Source organism: Streptomyces sp. NPDC088354 (assembly GCF_044753585.1).
Taxonomy (GTDB): Bacteria; Actinomycetota; Actinomycetes; order Streptomycetales; family Streptomycetaceae; genus Actinacidiphila.
Window position 1 is genome coordinate 1 of sequence record NZ_JBIVNJ010000057.1, and the last position, 19,732, is coordinate 19,732.

Here is a 19,732-nt window from a genome sequence, read left to right on the forward strand (position 1 = left end):
CCACCCCCCAGATCATGCGGACTACAGGGGGGAACAGTCATGCCGTCCCAGAGGCCGGGCACCCCATTGCGGGGCTGATCAACAAGGTAATGGGGGGGGGGAGCGGAAGCGTCGTGAGGAGCACGGAGCGCGGCGCGGCCGCCGCACGCTCCCGTGCCCGGCCGCCGGATCCCCGCACCCGTTTTCCACCGCAGCGGATCCGCCGTCGCCACTCCTGCGCTCCGCGGTTTCCGGGGCACTTCGGCCGCGCGGTTCGTACGGAACGTCAACCTCCGGCACCGGGTGTCCCGCGCCGGGGGGCGCGTGGTCGCACGGCAGGGTGCACCAAGGGCGCAGCCGTATGCAGAGAGCGCACGGAGGCCTACTGTGCGCACATGCCAGCAACCCCGCTAGAGCGCGCCGAGTACTTCGTGTGGCTGACCGCACGCGTGCTCGACCAGCGCAGGTTCGCGTACCACTTCAGGAACGGACCGGCGGACGCGGTGGAGTCCGCGCTGACCGCGTACCGCAACGACGACGAGGGATTCGGCCACGCCCTGGAGCCGGACCTGCGCGGCCCGGTGAGCCAGCCGCTGCACGTCGCCCGCGCCCTGCGCGTGCTCGACGAGATCGGCAGGTGCGGCAGCCAGCGCGCCGAGCGGATCTGCCGCTACCTGACCGCCGTCTCCACCCCGGAGGGCGCACTGCCGGCGGTGCACCCCTCCGTGCGCGGCTACCCCGTCGCCCCCTGGCTGCCGGTGGTGGACGACCCGCCGGGCGACCTGCTGACCACCGCCCCGGTGGTCGGGACGCTGCACCGCAACGGGGTGTGGCACGCCTGGCTGTTCCGGGCGACGGACTTCTGCTGGGAGGCCATCGACGCGCTGGACAAGACCCATCCCTACGAGGTCGTCGCGGCCCTGGCGTTCCTCGACCACGCGCCGGACCGGATGCGGGCCCGGGAGGCGGCCGCGCGGCTGGGGCGCCTGGTGCGCGAGCAGCGCCTCGTCGTGCTCGACCCGCGGCGCGCGGGGGACGAGCCCGTCCCGTCCGGCTACGCGCCCGGCGAGCACCACTTCGCGTACGACTACGCGACCGGCCCGGACTCGCTGGCCCGCCAGTGGTTCTCGGACACCGAGACCGACACGGCACTGGACTTCCTCGCGGCGCAGCAGCAGGACGACGGCGGCTGGCCGATCCGGTGGCACGCGTGGGCACCCGGGACCGCGCTCGAGTGGCGGCCGGTCGTCACCGTCGACGCCCTGCGCACGCTGCGGGCCTACGGCCGGTCCCTGGACGGCTGAAGGGTCCCCGGCCCCCTCAGCCCGCCGCGGCGGCGTCGCGCAGCAGGAGCGCGGCCAGCGCCAGGGCCGTGCCGTGGGGCGTGGCGAGGTCGAGGCCGGTGAGCTCGGTGATGCGGGCCAGCCGGTTGTCCACCGTGTTGGGGTGCAGGCCCAACTGCCGGGCCGTGCTCCGGCGCTCCTGCCTGCTGCCCAGGTACGTGCGCAGGGTCTCCACCAGGTCCGGCCGCCCGGTGATCGGGTCGAGCAGCGCCGCGATCCGTTCCCCGCTGCCGTCGCGGTGCGCCAGGTGGTACTCGAGCAGCACGTCGTCGAGCCTGTGCAGTCCCGCCGCGAGTCCGCCGGCCCGGGCCACCCGCAGGATCTCCGAGGCCGTGCGGGCCGCCCCGGCGATCGCGCCGGGATCCGCGGCGGGCACGGCCGCCACCCGTATCTCCGGGGAGCAGGCGTGTCGCAGCCGCGCCAGCAGGTCCGCGTCGGTGCCGTGCGGCACGGCGTGGCCGGGCACGACCGCGTGACCGCCGCCGGTGTCCAGCACAGCGGGCACGTCCGTCCCGTACGTCCGGTCGAGCGCCGCCTGTACGCGGCGCAGATCCCGTCGCACCGCCAGGGGGGCGCGTACCGGGCCGTCGCCGGGCGGCAGCCGCAAGGCCAGCACCAGGGCGCCGTCCGCCAGGCCGAGCCGGGCCGCCGGGAAACGGTCGACGGGGAGGGTGCCGTCGAGCAGCGCCCGCACCAGGGAGCGGTCGCGTTCGCGCTCCTCGGCCGCCAGGGCGGCCCGCTCGTCGACGTACGTCTCGGACACCGCGCCCACCAGGTACTCCTGGGCGGCGAGCAGGAAGCCCGCCAGTTCGATCAGCGCGTCCTCCTCGCCGGGGCGCGCGGCGGCGCGCAGCGACCGCCACAGGGCGTGCGTGCCCTGCAACTGGCCGCGGAGCAGCAGGTGCAGGGGCAGCCCGTCGTCGGCGTGCTGGGCGGCGCGTTCCCGCAACAGGCGCGTGTCGCCCCGGTCACCCCGCACGGCACGCCGGATCAGCCAGCGCAGCCCGTGCCGCGCGGCTGCCGCGATGCGGGGGTCCTTCGCCTCCGGTGTGAGGTCCGCGAGCGCCGGAGGGCCGGTCAGGGCGGCGTCGGTGATCCGGGCGAGATCGCCCGCCTTGGACTCGCAGCGCGCGGCGAGAGCACGGGCCGCGTCGGAGAGGACCGGCAGGGCGTCGGCCGCCATCGTCCCTACCCCCACTTCCGCAACGATTGTGACGGGTCACCCTAACGGGTCACCCCGTGACGGCCCGCAGCGATCCCGTCACCACGACCGCCACCGCCACGACCACGAGGAACGGCGCGCGGAGCACCAGCGCCACCGCGGCCGCCGCCAGTCCGGCACCGCGAGCGTCCAGCACCAGGGTGCGGCCCTCGCCGAAGGTCTGCAGTGCCGTCAGCGCCGCCAGCAGCGCGATGGGCAGCAGTGCGGCCAGCCGCCGCACCAGGGGGCGTTCCAGGAAGCCGGCCGGGACGGACAGACCGAGCAGCTTCACGGCGTAGCAGCCGAACGCGGTGGCCGCGATGGCGATCCAGGTGCTCAACGCGCGTTCTCCTCACGGCGGGTGGTGACCAGGACGAGGGGCGCGGCAAGCGCCGCGACCAGGATCGGCACACCGGCCGGCAGCAACGGCATGCCGACCAGCGCGAGCAGAACGGCGACGGCCGCCGTGGCCCGCTCGCGGCGGCCCCGCAGCATGGGCGCGAGGAGCGCCAGGAAGACCGCGGGGCCGGCCGCGTCCAGGCCCCAGTCGGCAGGGTCGCCGAGCGCGGCGGCGCCCAGGGCACCGCCGAGCGTCGTCAGGTTCCACAACGCGTAGAGGCAGGCCCCGGTGACGGTGAATCCGAGACGGGCGCTCGCCCGGTCGGGCTGGGCGAGCGCCACGGCCGAGGTCTCGTCGATCACCCACTGTGCCGCCAACGGGCGCAGTGCGCGCGGGAGCCCGAGCAGTCCGGACAGGCGAAGCCCGTAGAAGGCGTTGCGTATGCCGAGGAAGAACGCCCCCGCCGCGGCCGCGTAGGCCCCGCTGCCCGCGCCCAGCGCGCCGACGAGCGCGAACTGCGAGGCGCCGGTGAAGACCAGCAGGCTGAGCGCACAGGTCTGCAGCAGGCTCAGCCCGGCTCCTGCCGAGGTCACGCCGAAGGCGAACCCGGAGAGCCCCACCGCGACGCCCACTGCCAGGGCGTCGCGGACCACGGCCGGACGCGGCCGGCCGGGGCGCGCCCCCTCGGCGGCGTGGTCCGCCTGCTCGGCGTTGTCCGTGTTCTCGGGGCTGTCTGTGTTCTCGGCGTTCTCGGCGTTCTCGGCGTCCATGGGTGCTGCGGTCACCCGGACGACGTTAGGCGGCGCCCTGGGAGCCGTCTTGTACGTTATTGCGCTCCCGCCGGTAGGCGCCGGGCGGTACACCGACGATGCGCGTGAAATGCCGGTTCAGGTGGGACTGGTCGGTGAAGCCGACGGCCACGGCCGCCGCCGCGGGTGCCGTTCCGGCGTCCAGGAGACGGCGTGCCCTGCGCACCCGTGCGTCGGTCAGCCAGGCGTGCGGGGGCATCCCGTACAGGTCGCGGAAGGCGCGCAGCAGGGAGAAGGGGCTCGTGTCCAGGGCCGCCGCGAGCTCCGCCAGGGGCGGCGGATCGGCCAGCCGCTCCTGCAGCAGCTCACGAGCGCGCTGGGCATTGCGCGCCCCGGCCGTCAGCGGCGTCCGCGCCGCCATCGTGCCGCCGTGGTCCCGCAGCAGGCGCGCGATCACCAGCCGCATCATGGTGTCGGCGGCGAGGGCGTTGTGCGCCTCGGCCGCCCGCAGCACCTCCGTGACCAGGCGCACCGCCTCGGGATCATCGGCCACCGCCGTCGCGAAACGCGGCGCCCCGCGGATCGCCGTCGTCTCCGCGGCCACATCGGCGACCACGTCCGCCCCGGGGTAGATCACGCTGTACGCCCAGCCCTCCGGCACCCCGGCGTGGCCGGTGTGCACCACGTCCGGGTTGATCAGCGCCAGCGCCCCAGGGCCGGCCCGCTCGACCGTGCCGTGGTGCTGGAAGGCCTCGACGCCCTTGGTGATGCCCGCGATCACGAACGACTCGTGCGTGTGCCGCACGAACGTCTTGCGCACGTACCGCGCCCGCAGCAGATCGACGCCCGGCAACCCCGGATGCCGCCAGTGCCGCGCCCGCTCCTCCCCTGCCATGCCCCCATTCTGCGCCGCCCGGCCCCGGGTCCGGCCGGCAGCCGTCCCCGCGGCCACCTGCGTCGCGCACACCACATCCGTCACAGACGCAGCGCGCACGGGTTGGGCCGGACGAGCGCGCGTTGTCAGTGGTCCGAGGCAGGATGGAAGGCATGTCGCGACGGAACAGCGGGGGCGCACCGGAGGAGGCGGACTCGGCCGGGGCGCTCGACGGATTCTCACCGGCCACGCGGGCGTGGTTCACGGGTGCCTTCCACGCGCCCACAGCCGCGCAGGCGGGGGCGTGGAAGGCCATCGCCGGGGGCTCCGACGTCCTCGTGGTGGCCCCGACGGGTTCCGGGAAGACCCTCGCGGCGTTCCTCGCCGCCCTCGACGGCCTGGCGTCGACACCGCCGCCCGCCGACCCCAAGCGCCGTTGCCGCGTGCTGTACGTCTCGCCGCTGAAGGCCCTCGCCGTCGACGTCGAGCGCAATCTGCGCAGCCCCCTGACCGGCCTGCGGCACGAGGCGGTCCGCCTGGGGCTGCCGGAGCCCGAGGTGCGGGTGGGCATCCGGTCGGGCGACACTCCGGCCGCCGAGCGGCGGGCGCTGGCGACGCGGCCGCCGGACATCCTCATCACCACGCCCGAATCGCTGTTCTTGATGGTGACCTCCTCGACGCGGGACGCGCTGCGCGGTGTGGAGACCGTGATCCTCGACGAGGTGCACGCCGTGGCGGGCACGAAGCGCGGCGCGCATCTGGCGCTGTCCCTGGAGCGGCTGGACGAACTGCTGGAGCGCCCCGCCCGGCGCATCGGCCTGTCCGCGACCGTGCGCCCCGTGGACGAGGTGGCGCGCTTCCTGTCGCCGCAGCGCAAGGTGACGGTCGTACAGCCCCCCTCGCAGAAGGAGTTCGACCTCTCCGTGGTCGTCCCGGTCGAGGACCTGGGCGAACTGGGCGGCTCCCCGGCCTCGGAGACCGACGACCCGCGCCCGTCGATCTGGCCGCACGTGGAGGAGCGCATCGCCGACCTGGTGCAGAGCCACCGGTCCACCATCGTCTTCGCCAACTCCAGGCGCCTGGCGGAGCGTCTGTGCAACCGCCTGAACGAGATCGCGTACGAGCGCGCCACGGGCGAGCCGCTGCCCGAGGGCGCGCCGCCGGCGGAGATCATGGCGCAGTCCGGCGCCGCGCACGGGGCACCGCCGGTACTGGCGCGGGCACACCACGGCTCGGTCTCCAAGGAGCAGCGCGCCCTGGTCGAGGAGGACCTCAAGGCGGGCCGGCTCCCCGCCGTCGTGGCGACGTCCAGCCTGGAGCTGGGCATCGACATGGGCGCGGTCGACCTGGTCGTCCAGGTGGAGTCGCCGCCCTCGGTGGCCTCCGGGCTGCAGCGCGTCGGCCGTGCCGGTCACCAGGTGGGGGCGGTCTCCACGGGCGTGGTGTTCCCCAAGTACCGCGGCGACCTGGTGCAGTCGGCCGTCGTCACCGAGCGCATGCGGGAGGGCGCGATCGAGGCGCTGCGCGTCCCGGCCAATCCACTGGACGTCCTCGCGCAGCAGTTGGTCGCGATGACGGCGCTGGACACATGGGACGTGGACGAGCTGCTGGCGGTGGTGCGCCGGGCCGCGCCCTTCGCGGCGCTGCCGCACTCGGCGTACACCGCCGTGCTGGACATGCTGGCCGGCCGCTACCCCTCGGACGCCTTCGCCGAGCTGCGGCCGCGCCTGGTGTGGGACCGGGTGGCGAACACGGTGAGCGGCCGCCCCGGCGCGCAGCGCCTGGCGGTGACCTCGGGCGGCACGATCCCGGACCGCGGCCTGTTCGGGGTGTTCCTCGCGGGCGCCGACCCAAAGAAGGGCGGCGGCCGCGTCGGGGAGCTCGACGAGGAGATGGTCTACGAATCCCGGGTCGGGGACGTCTTCACCCTGGGCACGACCTCCTGGCGCATCGAGGACATCACCCGTGACCGGGTCCTGGTCTCCCCCGCGCCCGGCGTGCCCGGGCGGCTGCCGTTCTGGAAGGGCGACCAGCTGGGCCGCCCGCTGGAACTGGGCCGGGCGGTGGGCGCGTTCCTGCGCGAGGTCGGCAGGCTGGACCCCGCCAAGGGGCGTGAACGGCTGTCCGCCGCCGGCCTGGACCCCTGGGCCGTCGACAATGTGCTGGCCTACCTGGACGAGCAGCGGCGCGCCTGCGGCCATGTGCCGGACGACCGCACCATCGTGGTCGAGCGCTTCCGCGACGAGCTCGGCGACTGGCGCGTCGTGATCCACTCGCCGTTCGGCGCGCAGGTGCACGCGCCCTGGGCGCTGGCCCTGGGCGCCCGCCTGGGCGAGCGGTACGGCTTCGACGCGCAGGTGATGCACGCCGACGACGGCATCGTGCTGCGCCTGCCCGACGCCGACCTGATGGGCCTCGACCTGATGGACGTGGACCCGGCCCGCCAGGGTGCCGAGTTCGACACCGAGCAGTCCCCGGTGGGCGCCGGCGACGTGGCGTTCGACAAGGGCGAGGTCGAGCAGCTGGTCACCGACCAGGTCGGCGGATCCGCGCTGTTCGCCTCCCGCTTCCGCGAGTGCGCCGCCCGCGCCCTGCTCCTGCCGCGCCGCGACCCGGGCAAACGCACCCCCTTGTGGCAGCAGCGGCAGCGCGCCGCGCAACTGCTCCAGGTCGCCTCGGAGTTCGGCTCGTTCCCGATCGTCCTGGAGGCAGTCCGCGAATGCCTGCAGGACGTCTTCGACGTCCCCGGCCTGGTCGAGCTGATGGGCGACATCGAGTCCCGCAAGGTCAGGCTGGTAGAGGTCACCACCCCCGAGCCGTCGCCCTTCGCCAAGTCGCTCCTCTTCGGCTACGTCGCGCAGTTCCTGTACGAGGGCGACTCCCCGCTCGCCGAGCGGCGCGCCGCGGCGCTGTCCCTGGACTCCCACCTGCTGGCGGAGCTGCTGGGCCAGGCCGAGCTGCGCGAACTGCTCGACGCCGACGTGATGGCGGAGCTGGAGCGGGAGTTGCAGTGGCTCACCGAGGAGCGCCGGGTCAAGGACGCCGAAGGCGTCGCCGACCTCCTGCGCGTGCTCGGGCCGCTCGACGACGCCGAGCTGGCGGCCCGCGGCGCCGACCCGGGCTGGGCGAGCGACCTGGAGACCGCGCGCCGCGCCATCCGCGTGCGCGTCGCGGGCGCGGACCGCTGGGCGGCCGTGGAGGACGCCGGGCGCCTGAGGGACGCGCTGGGCACCGCGCTCCCGGTCGGGGTGCCGGAGGCCTTCACCGAGCCCGTCAAGGACCCGCTGGCGGATCTGCTGGCCCGCCACGCCCGTACCCACGGCCCCTTCACCTCCGCGGAGGCGGCGTACCGCTTCGGCCTGGGCACGGCCGTCGCGGACGGCACGCTGCACCGTCTGGCCGCGTCCGGGCGCGTGGTCCAGGGCGAGTTCCGCCCCGGAGGCGCCGGGCACGAGTGGTGCGACGCGGGCGTGCTGCGCCGGCTGCGCCGCCGGTCCCTGGCCGCGCTGCGCCACGAGTTGGAGCCGGTGCCGCCGGCCACCCTGGCCTCCTTCCTGCCGCAGTGGCAGCACGTGGGCACCCACGGCCTGCGCGGCCTGGACGGGCTGGTCCGGGCGGTGGAGCAGCTCCAGGGCGCCGCCGTGCCCGCGTCGGCCCTGGAGAAGCTGGTGCTCCCGGCCCGTGTCACCGGCTACACCCCGGCGATGCTGGACGAACTGACCTCGGCCGGCGAGGTGGTGTGGTCCGGGGCCGGCGCCCTGCCGGGCAAGGACGGCTGGGTGTCGCTGTATCTCGCGGAGACCGCGCCGCTGTTGCTCCCCGAGCCGCAGCCCCTGGAGCTCTCCCCGCTCCACCACGCCGTCCTTGACGCGCTGTCGGCGGGCTACGGCCTGTTCTTCCGGCAGATCGCCGAGCAGGTGCGGGCGGCCGGGCACGAGCCGAGCGACCCCGAACTGGCCGAAGTGGTCTGGGAGCTGGCCTGGTCGGGCCGGCTCACCAACGACACCCTCTCGCCGTTGCGCGCGCTGCTGGGCTCGGGCCGCACCGCGGGCTCGACCGCCCACCGGGCGCCCCGCGCCGTCCCGCGCGGCCGTTACGGGGGCCTCACCGGGCGCACGGGTGGCGTGCCACGCGCCACGGCGTCCCGCGGCGGCCCGCCGACCACGGCCGGCCGCTGGTCCCTCGTACCGGCCCTGGAGACCGACCCCACCCACCGGGCGCACGCCCTCACCCACACCCTGCTGGACCGGCACGGCGTCGTCACCCGCGGCGCGGTGGCCGCCGAGGGCGTCGAGGGCGGCTTCTCAGCCGCCTACCGTGTGCTGGCGGCCTTCGAGGAAACCGGTCAGGCCCGCCGCGGCTACGTCGTGGAGGGCCTGGGCGCCGCCCAGTTCGCCATGGACGGCGCCGTGGACCGGCTGCGCGCCATCAGCAACGCCCGCGACCGCGAGGAGGGCCGCCGCGAGAAGGCCCGTACGGTCGTCCTCGCTGCCGCCGATCCCGCCAATGCCTATGGCGCCGCCCTGCCGTGGCCCGAGCAGCCCACCGGGGTGACCCACCGGCCGGGCCGCAAGGCGGGCGCACTCGTCGTGCTGGTCGACGGCGAACTCGTGCTCTATGTGGAGCGCGGCGGGAAGACGCTGCTGGCCTGGGCCCAGGACGAGGAACGCCTCCAGGCGGCCGCCGACGCCCTGGCGCTCGCGGTACGGGACGGGGCGCTGGGCCGCCTGACGGTGGAGCGCACCAATGGCGAGCCGGCCCTCACCTCCACGCTCGGCAGCGCCTTGGAGGCGGCGGGATTCCACGCCACGCCCCGCGGCCTGCGGCTGCGGGCCTGACGACGAGGGGGGACGCCGTGCCCGAGGGAGACACGATTTGGCGCGCCGCGCACCGCCTGCACCTCGCGCTGGCCGGAAGGGTGCTGCTCCGAAGCGACCTGCGGGTGCCGCGCCTGGCGACCGCCGATCTGTCCGGCCGGCAGGTCGAGGAGGTGGTCGCGCGCGGCAAGCATCTGCTCACCCGGGTCGAGGGCGGGCTGACCCTCCACTCGCACCTGCGCATGGAGGGCTCCTGGCAGGTGTACGGGCCGGACGAGCGCTGGCGGGGCGGCCCCGACCACCAGGTCCGGGCTGTGCTGGCCAACGCCGAACAGGTCGTGGTGGGCTACCGGTTGCCGGTGCTGGAGTTGCTGCGGACCGCCGAGGAGGACAAGGCGGTCGGCCATCTCGGCCCCGATCTGCTCGGCCCGGACTGGGATCCCGTCGAGGCCGCCTACCGGCTGGGGGCGAACCCGGACCGCTCCGTGGGCGAGGCGCTGCTGGACCAGCGCAACCTCGCGGGCATCGGCAATGTCTACAAGTGCGAGTTGTGCTTCCTGCGCGGTGTCACACCGTGGACGCCGGTCCGTGACGTCCCGGCGCCCGAGCGGGTCGTCGACCTGGCCCAGCGGTTGCTGGAGGCCAACAAAACCCGGCACGGCCACATCACCACCGGGGACACCCGCCGTGGCCGCACCCACTGGGTCTACGGCCGGGCCCACCAACCCTGCCTGCGCTGCGGCACCATGATCCGCGTCGCCGACCAAGGCCCGCGCGGCCAGGCGCGGGTGACCTATTGGTGCCCCCGCTGCCAGATCGGTCCGGCCCCCCAGGCGGCGGCCCGTTCCGGGTCCCGCAACTACTGACGTAACGTCAGCTCCCGCGTGGGAAGGTCACACGGCACCCAGTGGGCCACCGCACGCGCCGCGCCCCCGGGCCGCCTCGGCGACCCGGGGGACGTGACGCACACTGTGCTCCTCCCGGCTTTTCCCGGTTCCCCGGCCTGTGACGGCTCAGCCTTCACGACGGGCGAGATTCACTCGCCCGACGGCGGAGTCGTCGTGCCCTGGCAGGGAGTGGCTGCGCGGCCCCGGCACTCTCCCCCATGGCCATCTGCCCATGGAGGCGCCGTCCTCGCGAACGGGCGCCACCGCGCCGTCCGGTCCCCGTGACCACCTCGCCGAATGCATCGGGATGATGCTCAGGCCCCAGCCGCCGGCTGCAACGAGACCTTCGAAGGGACCTGCCTGGGCGGGCTGGACGGTGAGCCGGACCATGGCCCACCACCACAAGGCGCCCGCGACGAAAGCGATGACCCAGCGGACGGGCCGCCGGGCCCACAGCTCCTGAAACAGCCGAATGACGCACATGGCCGCCTCCTTCGGAGCCCCGAGGTTGCGGCGGGAATCACCAGGGACGAACGCCCGGGCTTTCCCCGTACAGAAGTGCGATCCCCGCCCGTCAAGATCCCTAGACCTCAGCCGTCCCACCCCACACGACGTTCACTCCACTGGCGTACACAAACGGCTACCGTCCGCAACGATCCCGGGGGGCAGGCGCACCGTGGGCGACCGTCACCGAGCGCGACCCTCAGGCGTTCTCGGCCTGGAACATCCAGTGGTGCTTCTCCAGCTCGGCGGCCAGGCCGATCAGGACGTCCTGGCTGACGGGGTCGGCCTTCCCGGTCGATTCGATGCCGGCCCGGACCCGCCGGATCACCGACCCCAGAGCCGCGACCATGACGTCCACGGCCTCGCCGTCCTTGATCCAGCCCTCGTGCACTTCGTGGACGAGGCTGGTCTTGGCCACCGTTCCCGCCCGGCCGTCCGGCGACACGCCGATCGCCGCGCACCGCTCCGCCACGGTGTCCGCGTAGGTCCGGGCGGTGGTCACCACATCGTCGAGCTGAAGGTGGACGGAGCGGAAGCGGGGGCCCTGGACATTCCAGTGCACCTGCTTGGCGACCAGCGACAGGTCGATCAGATCCGCCACGGTGTGCTGCAGTGCGTCGCCCACGGTCGTGCGGGCTTCCTCGGACAGGGTGCTCTTCACAGCGACGCTCGTCATCCGTCCTCCAAGGTCGGTCGGGTCGGACAGGGAAGATCGCCTCGGCGGCGACTCCCGTACGCCTTCCCCGGCCCCGCGCGCACACGCACCCCCCGCACGAGGACGCAGGGGGCACGGGAACGTTCGCCAACACCCGTGGGAGGAACGGCAGTCCGCCCCGCGTACGCGCACAAGAGCGAGGCCCCGGCCGGTGATCCACCGGCCGGGGCCTCGTCCCGGAACTGCTTGTGTCGCTCCTCAGGCCGCGACGACGTCCACGGCCTCGGTGGGCGCCTTCGGCGCCTTGATGGTGACCCGCTCGTCCGGGCGACCGGACGGAACGGACGGAACCGCGCCCAGCAGCGGCCGCATAGGCGCGGCTGCCGATCCGACAGCAGCCGACTCGGAGAGCTCGGCAAGTGCCAAATCGTCGCTGACCTCCCGCATCACCTCGGACATCGGGACGTCCAAGGCGTCACAGATCGCGGAGAGCAGTTCGGAGGAAGCCTCCTTCTGCCCTCTCTCGACCTCCGACAGGTAGCCCAGGGAGACCCGGGCGGATGAGGAGACCTCACGCAGGGTGCGGCCCTGGCGCTGGCGCTGCCGACGCAGCACGTCACCGAGCAGGCGACGGAGCAGAATCATCGGTGGCTCCCTCCTCGGACCGCGAATTCGCAACCTTCTTGCCCCACCGTACCGCCTCCGGCGTCGGCCGTGCGGGGAGCGATGACGTGTTCACTCAGGGCTGCAAACATCCCTTCCCCCCACTCTCTTCCCTACCCTTGGCCGCCGCGGATTCGTCAGGTGTTCTCCCGATCGCCACCAGGCTCTGGTGCAACAAGGTGAGCACGGCGTCCACGGTGGAGATACGGATGGCGGTGCGGTCGCCGTTCAGCTGCAGTTTCTCGCCGACCGTCCTCCCGGGCCCGGCGACCGCCACGTACACCGTGCCGACCGGTTGGCCGTCCTGCGGATCGGGGCCGGCGACCCCGGTCGTCGCCACCCCCCAGTCGGCGCGCAGCACGCGCCGCACGCCCTCCGCCATGCCTCGCGCGACCCCCGCGTCGACCGCGCCGCGTTCGGCCAGCAGCGTCCCGTCCACGCCCAGCACGTCCCGCTTGAGCTCCGTGGCGTACGCGGTGACCGAGCCCCGGAAGGCCCGGGAGGCGCCCGGCACCGAGGTCAGCTCGGCGGCGACCAGCCCGCCCGTGAGCGATTCGGCGACCGCCAGGGTCGCGGAGCGGCCTACCAGCAGCTCCAGGACCTCGGCGGCGACGTTCACGCGTCCCGCCCCGGCTCTCCGGCCGGCCCGGCCTCGCCTGCCTGCCCCTGCTGACCGCCGGCGACCGCCGCCACGGCCACCCGGGCGATCGCCGCCCGCCGCGCCGCCAGCCCGGCCCTGCGCATCACCACGGCCTGCCGCACGTAGTCGATGCCGGTGACGACGGTGAGGAACACCGCGGCGCCCATGAGCACCGCCCGGATCGTGGCCAGCGGTCCGGTCAGCACCAGGATGTACATGCCGACGGCGACGCCCTGGGTGAGTGTCTTGAGCTTGCCGCCGCGGCTGGCCGGGATGACGCCCCAGCGGATGACCCAGAAGCGCATGAGCGTGATGCCCAGCTCGCGGAAGAGGATCACCACCGTGACCCACCACGGCAGGTCCCCCAGCGCCGACAGCCCGACCAGCGCGGCGCCCATGATCGCCTTGTCGGCGATCGGGTCGGCGATCTTGCCGAAGTCGGTGACCAGGCCGTAGCGGCGGGCCAGCTCACCGTCGAAGAGGTCGGTGATCATCGCGATGGCGAACGCGGCCCACGCGAAGGAGCGCCAGGCCGGGTCGTGTCCGTCGCCGTGCAGGAGCAGCACGACGAAGCCCGGCACCAGCACCAGCCGCACCATCGTCAGGACGTTGGCGATGTTCCACACGCTGGGCTTGGCCGCGACGGGCGACGCGGGCGCCGGAGCCGGCGCCGCGGGACGGTGGTTTCCGGCGGCGGACGCCGGGACTCCGGTCATCTGCCCGTCTCCTCCGTGCACAGCGGCTCGGCGACCAGGTCGACGCCCTCGGTGTCCACCACCTTCGCCGCGACGAACGAACCGGCCACCAGGCCCCGCGACGAGGTCAGGATGATCTGGCCGTCGGTCTCGGGCGCCTGGTGCGCGGCGCGGCCCACCGCGCCGTCCTCCTCGTCGACGGACTCGACCAGCACGTTCACGGTCGAGCCCAGGCGCTCCTCGGCGCGCTGCGCGGTCAGCTCCTCGGCGAGCCGGGAGACCCGCGCCAGCCGCTCGGCGACGACGTCCTCCGGAAGTTTGCCCTCGTAGCCGGCCGCCTCGGTGCCCTCCTCGTCGGAGTAGCCGAACACGCCGATGGCATCGAGCCGCGCGCCGCTCAGGAAGCGCTCCAGCTCCTCCAGGTCCGCCTCGGTCTCGCCCGGGAAGCCGACGATGAAGTTCGAGCGGACACCGGCTTCGGGCGCCTTGGAGCGGATGGTGTCCAGCAGCTCCAGGAAGCGGTCGGTGTCGCCGAAGCGGCGCATGGCCCGCAGCACGGTGGGCGCCGAGTGCTGGAAGGACAGGTCGAAGTAGGGCGCCACCTTGGGCGTGGAGGTGAGCACGTCGATCAGGCCGGGCCGCATCTCGGCGGGCTGCAGGTAGCTGACCCGGACCCGCTCGATGCCCTCGACGTCCGCCAGCTCCGGCAGCAGCGTCTCCAGCAGCCGGATGTCGCCGAGGTCCTTGCCGTACGAGGTGTTGTTCTCGCTGACCAGCATGATCTCCTTGACGCCCTGACCGGCCAGCCACCGCGTCTCGCCCAGCACGTCCGAGGGCCGGCGCGAGACGAAGGAACCCCGGAAGGACGGGATCGCGCAGAACGAGCAGCGTCGGTCGCAGCCCGAGGCCAGTTTGACCGAGGCGACCGGGCTGGTGTCCAGACGGCGGCGGAGCGGGGCGCGCGGCCCGGAGGCGGGCGCCAGGCCGTCGGGGAGGTCCGCGGGGGCGGAGGCGGCCGCCTCGGCGTCCTCGGCGGCCTGGGAGTGCCCTGGCAGCGCGACGGTGGTGACCGCCTGCCGTTCGGCCGGGCTGATCGGGAGCAGCTTGCGCCGGTCCCGGGGGGTGTGCGAGGCGTGCACACCGCCGGAGAGGATGGTCTGCAGCCGGTCGGAGATGTTGCTGTAGTCGTCGAAGCCGAGCACGCCGTCGGCTTCGGGCAGCGCGTCGGCGAGTTCCTTGCCGTACCGCTCGGCCATGCAGCCGACCGCGACGACGGCCTGCGTGCGGCCGTGGGCCTTGAGGTCGTTCGCCTCCAGCAGGGCGTCGACGGAGTCCTTCTTGGCGGCCTCGACGAAGCCGCAGGTGTTCACTACGGCGACATCGGCTTCGGCGGCGTCCTCGACGAGCTGCCAGCCGTCCGCCGCCAGCCGGCCGGCGAGTTCCTCGGAATCCACCTCGTTGCGGGCGCAGCCGAGCGTGACAAGGGCGACGGTACGGGGTTCGGACATAGGCTCAGCCTACTTTGTCCCTGACGGGGCTCTGACGCGCTGCGGCGCCCGGCCCGGGGTCAGGTGCCCCGGGCCGGGCGCCGCAGTGTGCTCGCGCGCCCGTGGTGGCGGACGTCACCCGGCTTCCGGGTCGCCGGGGGTGAAGGCCAGCCGCTGGACCTGACCGGGGTCGCCCGCGGGGCCCAGGTCCTTGCCGTTGACGAAGAGGTCGACGGCACCGGCGTTGCCGATGATGAGTTTGACCTTCTTCTTGTCGGTGAAGGTCTTGGCGTCGCCCTGCTCCAGGCTGCCCTGGTACAGCTGCTTGCCGTTGCTGTCGACGGCCTGGATCCAGCTCTTGCCGTTGTCGGCGGTGAGCTTGACCGTGACCTTGTCACCGGGGGCGGCGGCGATGGCGCTGTCGGTCGCCTCCGGGGTGGGGCTGGTCTTGTGGCTCGCGGAGGGCTTGGCGGCGGGGCTCTGCGCGGACGGCTTGCCGGCGACGGGCTGCTTGCCGCTGTCGTCGCCGCCGTTGAACAGAGTGAAGCCGACGAAACCCACGACCGCGACGATGGCGGCCACCATGGCGGCGGTCCAGTTGGGGCGGCGCGGCTCGGGCCGCATCCGCTCCGCCTCGTACAGCGGTGCCACGGGGGTGGGGGACGGGGAACTGCCGTGCTCGGCGGAGAACTGCGCCACCAGGACCTCGGGATCGAGGCCCACGGCGCGCGCCAGCGCCCGGATGTGACCCCGGGCGTAGACGTCACCGCCGCAGCGGGAGAAGTCGTCCTGTTCGATCGCATGGACAATGGGCGGCCGCACACGGGTGGTGGAACTGACCTCGTCGACGGTGAGCCCGGCGTCGAGACGGGCTCGGGCGAGGGCACGACCGACCGAGGGACGGTCGTCGGGGGGCGGGTTGCCGATGGACACGAGTGCGCCTTTCGAGCGTGTAGCCACCTGCTGGAGACTCAGTCTAGGGGGGGTTGCAAAAGGTCGGGCAAGCGGGCGGGCGTTGTTTGTCCGCCATCAGGATTGCCGTCGTGACCGGCGCCGATGACAGTCGGCCATACGCCTTCCCCTTGCTCTAACTTGACGTACGGGCAGGAGAAACGGTTGCTCTGTGCCCACTTACGAGTGAGCTACGGATGGGCTACGAACGGGCTACGCGCCGGTCTCGCCACGCAGGACCGCGAGCACCCCGTCCATCTCGTCCGGTTTGACCAGCACGTCGCGGGCCTTCGACCCCTCGCTGGGACCGACGATCCCGCGGGATTCCATCAGGTCCATGAGCCTGCCCGCTTTCGCGAAACCGACACGCAGTTTGCGCTGGAGCATCGACGTCGAGCCGAACTGGGTGGAGACCACGAGCTCCGCGGCCTGGCAGAGCAGGTCGAGGTCGTCGCCGATCTCCTCGTCGATCTCCTTCTTCGGCCCCGTCCCCACCACGACGTCGTCGCGGTAGGAGGGCGTCAACTGCGCCTTGCAGTGCTCGACGACGGCGTGGATCTCCTGCTCGGTGACGAACGCGCCCTGCATGCGGATCGGCTTGTTCGCACCCATCGGCAGGAACAGCCCGTCACCCTTTCCGATCAGCTTCTCGGCGCCGGCCTGGTCCAGGATGACCCGGCTGTCGGCGAGCGAGGACGTCGCGAACGCCAGTCTCGAGGGCACGTTGGCCTTGATGAGGCCGGTCACCACGTCGACCGAGGGCCGCTGGGTGGCCAGCACGAGGTGGATGCCGGCCGCGCGGGCGAGCTGCGTGATGCGGACGATCGCGTCCTCCACGTCGCGCGGTGCGACCATCATCAGGTCGGCGAGCTCGTCCACGATCACCAGCAGGTAGGGGTACGGGGACAGCTCGCGCTCGCTGCCCTCGGGCGGCTTCGCCTTGCCGCTGCGCACCGCCGCGTTGAAGTCGTCGATGTGCCGGAAGCCGTAGGCGGCCAGGTCGTCGTAGCGCAGGTCCATCTCGCGCACGACCCACTGCAGGGCCTCGGCGGCCCGCTTGGGGTTGGTGATGATCGGCGTGATGAGGTGCGGGACGCCCTCGTACGCGGTGAGCTCCACACGCTTGGGGTCGACCAGCACCATGCGCACCTCGTCGGGGGTGGACCGGGCCAGCACCGAGGTGATGAGGCAGTTGATGCAGGAGGACTTGCCGGAGCCGGTGGCACCCGCGACGAGGATGTGCGGCATCTTCGCCAGATTGGCCATCACATAGCCGCCCTCGACGTCCTTGCCGAGGGCCACCGTCATCGGGTGCTCCTCGCCGGCGGCGTCCGCCGACCGCAGCACGTCGCCGAGGTTGACCATCTCCCGGTCGCTGTTGGGGATCTCGATGCCGACCGCGGACTTGCCGGGGATCGGGCTGATGATCCGCACGTCGGGACTGGCGACGGCGTACGCGATGTTCTTGGCGAGCGCAGTGATCCGCTCGACCTTGACGGCCTGGCCGAGTTCGACCTCGTACCGGGTGACCGTCGGGCCGCGGGTGAACCCGGTGACCGCCGCGTCGACCTTGAACTGCGAGAAGACGCTTTTCAGCGACTCCACCACCGCGTCGTTGGCGGCGCTGCGGGTACGGCCGGGGCCGCCGCGCTCCATCAGGTCCAGGGAGGGCAGGGAGTACGTGATGTCGCCGGACAGCTGCAACTGCTCGGCGCGCGGCGGCAGTGGCTGCCCGGCACCGGGTCCCGACTTCTTGGTGAGGTCCGGCACGGAGGGCCCGGACGTGGCCTCGGGCGCCTCGGCGGTCGCGTTGTCCCGGGCCTGCGGCACCGACTGGTGCACCAGGTCCGCCACGACCGACGAGCCGGGGACGCCGTAGGTCAGCGCGCCGTCGAGGTCCGCGGCGACCCCGTAGGCCAGATCGACCGTGCCGAGGCCGCCGGGCGTCAGGTCCGGCAACGGTGGTTGCTCCGGGCGGCGCCGGCCGCGCCGCCGCGGCGCCGTCTCCTCGCCGCCGGGGCCGCCGGCGGGCTCGTCGTCGAACAGGTCGCCGAACGGGACCGCGTCCTCGTCGGGCTCCTCCTCCGGCTGCACCTCGACCAGCCCGAGCCGCATTCCGGCCTCCCGCAGCCGGCGCGGGATCGCGTTGACCGGGGTCGCGGTCGTGACCAGCAGCCCGAAGAAGGACAGCAGCGCCAGCAGGGCGACCGCCAGCGGGGCCCCCACGGTGTAGCGCAGCGGCGCGGAGGCCGCCCAGCCGATGAGTCCCCCCGCGTCACGGATGGCGTCGGCGCCCTGGCCCCGGCCCGGGGAGCCGCAGCCGATGTGCACCAGGCCCAGTACACCCACGGCGAGCGTGGACAGGCCGATCACGATCCGCCCGTTGGCGTCCGCCTGCTGGGGGTGGCGCATCAGGCGCCATACGACGGCCCCGAGGAGGACCGGCACCAGCAGGTCCAGCCGGCCGAACAGCCCGGTGATCAGTATCTCGACCAGGTCGCCCACCGGACCGCGCAGATCGGACCAGGTGCCCGTGGCGACGACCAGGGCGAGGCCGAACAGCAGCAGTGCCAGCCCGTCCTTGCGGTGCGCCGGGTCGAGACCGCGCGCGCCCCGGCCCACGCCCCGGAAGAGCGCGCCGACGGCGTGCGCGAGGCCGAGCCACAGCGCCCGGGTGAGCCGGTAGACGCCCCCGGTCGGCGAGGGCGCCGGCTTGGGCGCGGGCTTGGCGGGTGCCGCCTTCTTGGCCGGGGCCTTCTTGGCGGGTGCCTTCTTCGCCGCCGGCTGCTTGGTGGCGGCCTTCTTCGCCGCGGGCCTGGCCGCAGGTTTGGCGGCAGCCTTCTTCGCGGTGCCGGACGTACGTGGGGCCATGGTGCGAGGTTACCGTTCCGTCCCGTGCGCGACACCTGTGGCCACAGATACGCCCGTTCGTGTCGCGCCCCGGGCGCACCAAGGATGACGAGGCGTCAAGCGGCCAACGCTGGTCACTCTTGCGAGGGGATCTTCTTGTCGCCGGAGCCCGTGCCCGGCTCCAGGGCGTCCAGCGCCCGGCGCAGTCCGGTCAGCTTGCGCTCCAGATGGGCCGCGGTCGCCACCGCCGCCGCGTCCGCCGACTCGTCCAACTGCTTGGAGAGCGCCTCCGCCTGCTCCTCCACCGCCGCCAGCCGCGCGGACAGCTCGGCGAGCAGGCCCACCGGCTCCTTGGCGCCGTTGGCACCCTGCCGCGCGCCCTGCTCCAGCTGCAGGCGCAGCAGGGCGGCCTGCTCACGCAGCTGGCAGTTCTTCATGTAGAGCTCGACGAAGACCGAGACCTTGGCCCGCAGCACCCACGGGTCGAAGGGCTTGGAGATGTAGTCGACCGCGCCGGCCGCGTAGCCGCGGAAGGTGTGGTGCGGACCGTGGTTGATCGCCGTGAGGAAGATGATCGGGATGTCCCGGGTGCGCTCCCGGCGCTTGATGTGCGCCGCGGTCTCGAACCCGTCCATGCCCGGCATCTGGACATCGAGCAGAATCACCGCGAAGTCGTCGGTGAGCAGCGCCTTGAGCGCTTCCTCCCCGGACGATGCCCGCACCAGTGTCTGATCGAGCGCGGAGAGGATGGCCTCCAGCGCCAGCAGATTCTCCGGCCGGTCATCGACCAGGAGGATCTTGGCCTTCTGCACCATGGCCCGTCCTCCTCGTCCCGGCACTGCACCGGGTGCCGCCCCCATGGACGGCTCCTGGCCGCCGTCCGTCCTTGTGCCGGTCATGGTAGCCGCACCCCGCTGTCCGCCACACCCTGTCACCGCCATGTCACTGTGCACGTAGCAGAAACGCAAGCGGGGACCAGAAGGTTCCCTGTTTCCCGCACCCTCACACCTCCGCGAGCACTCCGTGTCATGACCCCGGCCGGTCGCCCCGCCGCGGCGGCCGCCGCCGCGGCGGCGGTCACCGCGTCCGTCGTCCGA

At 73.5% G+C, this 19,732-nt stretch carries 15 protein-coding genes; 3 read left to right on the forward strand and 12 right to left on the reverse strand.

The window, feature by feature from the left end; translation table 11 throughout:
• The first annotated feature begins 374 nt into the window (after nt 1–374).
• Nucleotides 375–1,283, forward strand: a complete 909-nt coding sequence (locus ACIP98_RS38760) for a hypothetical protein (protein ID WP_401981125.1) — start codon at nt 375–377, stop codon at nt 1,281–1,283.
• A 16-nt stretch (nt 1,284–1,299) separates the two neighbouring features.
• Here the strand turns inward: ACIP98_RS38760 and ACIP98_RS38765 are convergent, their stop codons facing one another.
• The 4 genes from ACIP98_RS38765 to ACIP98_RS38780 are packed head-to-tail and all read right to left on the reverse strand — an operon-like array spanning nt 1,300 to nt 4,507.
• Complete coding sequence (locus ACIP98_RS38765; protein ID WP_319659219.1) at nt 1,300–2,505, reverse strand: helix-turn-helix domain-containing protein; 1,206 nt, start codon at nt 2,503–2,505, stop codon at nt 1,300–1,302.
• Nucleotides 2,506–2,554: 49 nt separating this feature from the next.
• On the reverse strand, nt 2,555–2,863 hold the full coding sequence (locus ACIP98_RS38770; RefSeq protein WP_319659220.1) for an AzlD domain-containing protein: 309 nt from the start codon (nt 2,861–2,863) through the stop codon (nt 2,555–2,557).
• Nucleotides 2,860–3,633: an AzlC family ABC transporter permease gene (locus ACIP98_RS38775; protein ID WP_401981137.1), complete on the reverse strand. Its 774-nt coding sequence runs from the start codon at nt 3,631–3,633 to the stop codon at nt 2,860–2,862. The genes ACIP98_RS38770 and ACIP98_RS38775 overlap by 4 nt, the downstream gene beginning before the upstream one ends.
• A gap of 25 nt (nt 3,634–3,658) precedes the next feature.
• Nucleotides 3,659–4,507 (reverse strand): AraC family transcriptional regulator, encoded by an 849-nt coding sequence (locus ACIP98_RS38780; RefSeq protein WP_319659222.1) that lies wholly within the window; start codon nt 4,505–4,507, stop codon nt 3,659–3,661.
• A gap of 152 nt (nt 4,508–4,659) precedes the next feature.
• On the opposite strand from ACIP98_RS38780, the gene ACIP98_RS38785 reads away from it, so the two are divergent.
• On the forward strand, nt 4,660–9,324 hold the full coding sequence (locus ACIP98_RS38785; RefSeq protein WP_401981126.1) for an ATP-dependent helicase: 4,665 nt from the start codon (nt 4,660–4,662) through the stop codon (nt 9,322–9,324).
• 17 nt (nt 9,325–9,341) lie between these two features.
• Nucleotides 9,342–10,169, forward strand: coding sequence for a DNA-formamidopyrimidine glycosylase family protein (locus ACIP98_RS38790; protein WP_319659224.1), 828 nt, complete (start codon nt 9,342–9,344; stop codon nt 10,167–10,169).
• A gap of 724 nt (nt 10,170–10,893) precedes the next feature.
• Here ACIP98_RS38790 and ACIP98_RS38795 read toward each other — a convergent pair.
• From ACIP98_RS38795 to ACIP98_RS38830, 8 genes are all read right to left on the reverse strand, one after another.
• A complete protein-coding gene (locus ACIP98_RS38795; RefSeq protein WP_319659225.1) occupies nt 10,894–11,370 on the reverse strand; it encodes a DNA starvation/stationary phase protection protein in 477 nt (158 codons plus the stop codon).
• Nucleotides 11,371–11,607: 237 nt separating this feature from the next.
• Entirely contained in the window at nt 11,608–11,994 is a 387-nt protein-coding gene (locus ACIP98_RS38800; RefSeq protein ID WP_319659226.1) for a helix-turn-helix transcriptional regulator, read from the reverse strand.
• 94 nt (nt 11,995–12,088) lie between these two features.
• Nucleotides 12,089–12,631 (reverse strand): CinA family protein, encoded by a 543-nt coding sequence (locus ACIP98_RS38805; protein ID WP_319659227.1) that lies wholly within the window; start codon nt 12,629–12,631, stop codon nt 12,089–12,091.
• Complete coding sequence (gene pgsA / locus ACIP98_RS38810) at nt 12,628–13,368, reverse strand: CDP-diacylglycerol--glycerol-3-phosphate 3-phosphatidyltransferase (protein WP_401981128.1); 741 nt, start codon at nt 13,366–13,368, stop codon at nt 12,628–12,630. The genes ACIP98_RS38805 and pgsA overlap by 4 nt, the downstream gene beginning before the upstream one ends.
• Nucleotides 13,365–14,855, reverse strand: a complete 1,491-nt coding sequence (gene rimO / locus ACIP98_RS38815; RefSeq protein ID WP_319659229.1) for a 30S ribosomal protein S12 methylthiotransferase RimO — start codon at nt 14,853–14,855, stop codon at nt 13,365–13,367. Before rimO ends, pgsA begins: the two co-directional genes overlap by 4 nt.
• 114 nt (nt 14,856–14,969) lie before the next feature.
• On the reverse strand, nt 14,970–15,767 hold the full coding sequence (locus ACIP98_RS38820) for a RodZ domain-containing protein (protein ID WP_319659230.1): 798 nt from the start codon (nt 15,765–15,767) through the stop codon (nt 14,970–14,972).
• A gap of 231 nt (nt 15,768–15,998) precedes the next feature.
• Nucleotides 15,999–18,656 (reverse strand): DNA translocase FtsK, encoded by a 2,658-nt coding sequence (locus tag ACIP98_RS38825; protein ID WP_319659231.1) that lies wholly within the window; start codon nt 18,654–18,656, stop codon nt 15,999–16,001.
• Nucleotides 18,657–18,769: 113 nt separating this feature from the next.
• Entirely contained in the window at nt 18,770–19,450 is a 681-nt protein-coding gene (locus tag ACIP98_RS38830) for a response regulator (protein WP_319659232.1), read from the reverse strand.
• Between the last annotated feature and the right edge of the window lie 282 nt (nt 19,451–19,732).